The 3,326-nt window shown below is 43.4% G+C and carries 4 protein-coding genes; 2 read left to right on the forward strand and 2 right to left on the reverse strand.

Translation table 11 applies throughout. From position 1 onward, the window contains the following. Both B3M51_RS12685 and B3M51_RS12690 read left to right on the forward strand, forming a co-directional pair. Positions 1-1,443 (forward strand): ABC-F family ATPase (locus B3M51_RS12685; protein WP_292759683.1); only part of this gene is annotated, 1,443 nt, incomplete at its 5' end. Between the two features lie 117 nt (positions 1,444-1,560). After that, positions 1,561-2,124, forward strand: coding sequence for a BPSL1445 family SYLF domain-containing lipoprotein (locus B3M51_RS12690; protein ID WP_292481464.1), 564 nt, complete (start codon positions 1,561-1,563; stop codon positions 2,122-2,124). A 12-nt stretch (positions 2,125-2,136) separates the two neighbouring features. Here B3M51_RS12690 and B3M51_RS12695 read toward each other — a convergent pair whose 3' ends face one another. Together B3M51_RS12695 and B3M51_RS12700 are read right to left on the reverse strand one after the other, a co-directional pair. Then, positions 2,137-2,346, reverse strand: coding sequence for a dodecin (locus tag B3M51_RS12695; protein ID WP_292357877.1), 210 nt, complete (start codon positions 2,344-2,346; stop codon positions 2,137-2,139). 12 nt (positions 2,347-2,358) lie between these two features. Then, positions 2,359-3,177, reverse strand: coding sequence for a formate/nitrite transporter family protein (locus B3M51_RS12700; RefSeq protein ID WP_292759684.1), 819 nt, complete (start codon positions 3,175-3,177; stop codon positions 2,359-2,361). Positions 3,178-3,326: the final 149 nt, after the last annotated feature.

The following is a 3,326-nucleotide window of genomic DNA, read 5'->3' on the forward strand; positions in this document are numbered from 1 at the left end:
CCCACCTCCGGTAATGTGAGTTACGACCCCAATGAATCTTATGCCGTATTAAAACAGGATCAGTTTGCTTACGAGGATCAACGCGTTATTGACGTGGTGATTATGGGACAACCTGATTTATGGGATGTGCATCGTGAGCGCGATCGCATTTATAACCTGCCGGAAATGAGTGAAGAAGATGGTCTGAAAGTTGCGGAACTGGAAGGTCAATATGCAGAAATGGACGGTTACACTGCTGAATCCCGCGCTGGTGAATTATTATTAGGCGTCGGTATTCCGGTTGAACAGCATTATGGTCCGATGAGCGAAATTGCTCCCGGTTGGAAACTGCGTATTCTGTTGGCGCAGGTACTGTTTGCTGATCCCGATATCATGTTGCTCGATGAGCCGACCAACCATCTGGATATCAATACTATTCGCTGGCTGGAAGAAGTATTAAGCCAACGTAGCAGCACCATGATTATCATTTCGCATGATCGCCATTTCCTCAATCGCATCTGTACCCATATGGCCGATATGGATTATGGTGAATTGCGGATTTATCCAGGTAATTATGATGAATACATGATTGCTTCCACTCAGGCGCGCGAACGTCTACAATCAGATAATGCTAAGAAAAAAGCACAGATTAAAGAGCTGCAGGAGTTTGTATCACGATTCTCAGCCAATGCTTCCAAAGCAAAACAGGCAACTTCCCGTCAAAAACAAATGGAAAAAATTCAGCTGGATGACATTAAACCTTCCAGTCGGGTAAATCCGTTTATACGCTTTAATCAGGAAAAGAAACTGTTCCGCAATGCATTGGAAGTCAGCAAGCTGACTCAGGGTTACGATAACGAAAAACCGTTGTTTGAAAACTTCAGTTTTATGGCTGAGGTAGGCGAAAAAATTGCTGTCATCGGTCCTAACGGTATCGGTAAAACCACCTTTGTGAAAACGCTGGTCGGTGAACTGGCCCCAAAATCCGGCAATGTAAAATGGTCGGAAAATGCCAATATCGGTTATTACGCACAGGATCATGATCACCTGTTTAAAAACAATATGACTCTGTTTGAGTGGATGTCCCAATGGGGCAGCCCAGAAGATGACGAACAGGTTATTCGTGGCACTCTAGGTCGCCTGCTGTTCTCTGGGCATATGATCGATAAAAAGGTCAATGTGCTGTCTGGTGGTGAAAAAGGCCGCATGTTATTTGGCAAATTGATCCTGCAAAAACCCAATATTCTGGTGATGGATGAGCCGACCAACCACATGGATATGGAATCTATCGAATCACTTAATCTGGCATTAGAGAATTACGAAGGCACATTGATCTTTGTCTCCCATGACCGCGAATTTGTATCGTCACTGGCAACTCGCGTATTTGATATGGAAAATGAAGGTATCACTGACTTTACCGGTACTTATGATGAGTATCTTAAAAGTCTCGGTATTAACAACTAGGATCTATAATTCTAATCTGGGTCAATGCGCTTTATCGGCGCATTGACCGACCTACTTCCCTGTCCTCCCTTTGCGTGCTATTTTGAAACCCCAATAATGTTGTTGAGGATTTTCAGCATGTTATACCGACAAATGTTTTATCTCCCTGTTTTATTAGCGATATTTTTCGCTTTTGCTTTGCTTACTCTGTCTGCAACATCCCAGGCAGCATCTGCCACTGAAATTGATATCAAAGTCGATGAAGCTCTGAAACGTTTCAAGAGTGAGGTTTCTGGTGGAGATCGTTTCCTCGAACAAGCAAAAGGCGTATTAGTTTTTCCGGATGTCATTAAAGCTGGATTTGGTATTGGCGGTGAATATGGTGAAGGTGCGCTTCGCATTGGCGGCAACACTGTGGATTATTACAATACTGCAGGTGCCTCGATCGGCTTTCAATTGGGAGCCCAACAGAAAACAGTAATCCTGGTATTTATGAATGAGCAGGCTTTAAAACAATTTCGTGAAAGTGAAGGTTGGAAAGCCGGTGTAGATGGTTCAGTAGCAGTAGTCGAATGGGGTGTTGGCGAAGATATCAATACAACTGATATCAAAGATCCGATTGTAGGATTTGTTTTCAGTAACAAAGGGTTAATGTATAACTTGACGCTCGAAGGCGCCAAGTTTACCAAGATCAGCAAATAAGCTAACGACTATTTAACCTTCAATACGAAAACCGATTTTAATAGTGACCTGCCAGTAACGGACTCCGCCGTTTTCGATATAACCGCGAGTGTCCGTTACTTCAAACCAATGCAGGTTTTTAACGGTTTCAGCCGCTTTGGCAATCGCGTTCTCAATGGCTTTATCCGAACTTTCAGCAGAGCTGCCAGTAATTTCAATATGTTTATAAACATGTTCAGTCATAATATTTCCTTGTTATTTACGTAAATAGATAAACCAGTAGAACAGGCCCACAAAAACACTACCACCCAGCATATTGCCCAATGTCACCGGGATCAAGTTATGCCAGAAAAAACCACCAATTGTTAACTGCTCTGAGATGGCGAGCGAGGTTTCTGCTTGTGTTTGCACCAGTAATCCAGCCGGAATAAAAAACATATTCGCAACAGAGTGTTCAAATCCCAGAGCGACAAAGGCAGTAACAGGAAAAATAACGGCCAATACTTTATCTGTGACACTACGCCCCGCCATACACAACCAGACGGCCAGACACACCAGGATATTGCACAATACACCGCGAGCAAATGCCTCCATCCAGCCTAGGTTCACTTTAGTGTCAGCAATCGCCACCACTTTATTTCCAAGAGACCCATCGCCCTGCCACCATAAACCAGTTAAATACATCAACACTAAAATGCCCAATGCCCCCATGAAATTGCCAATATAAACAATTGCCCAGTTCTGAATCAGTTGCCTAAAGCTAATCAGGCCATCGATACAGGCCATCACTAATAGGTTGTTACCAGTAAATAATTCTGCCCCGGCAACCACCACCAGAATCAACCCCAGGCAAAATGCCAGACCACCAAGTAATCGCATCAAACCAGCTGGCATATTGCCATCGTCATAGGTTACGAGGGTAAAGAATGCTGCCCCCAGCGCGATAAAAGCTCCGGCTAGTAGTGAGAGAGCAAACACTCTTAATGGATCCAGAGTGCATTTACTCATACTGATTTTTTCCAGACGACGAGCAATTTCTGCCGGGGTATAAGCATCAACGGAAAATGGATCCATGATATTTTCTCAATTATGAAAAACAAGTTAGCTGATAATTACATACAAGTGCTTACAGCACCATGCCCATCCAAATAAATGAATGATTTTGCTATCTTTTCATAGAATTGGCACGTATAATTGCACGCTCGCAAATGTCACTTTTACAG

Source organism: Methylophaga sp. UBA2689, assembly GCA_002354555.1.
Taxonomy (GTDB): Bacteria; Pseudomonadota; Gammaproteobacteria; order Nitrosococcales; family Methylophagaceae; genus Methylophaga.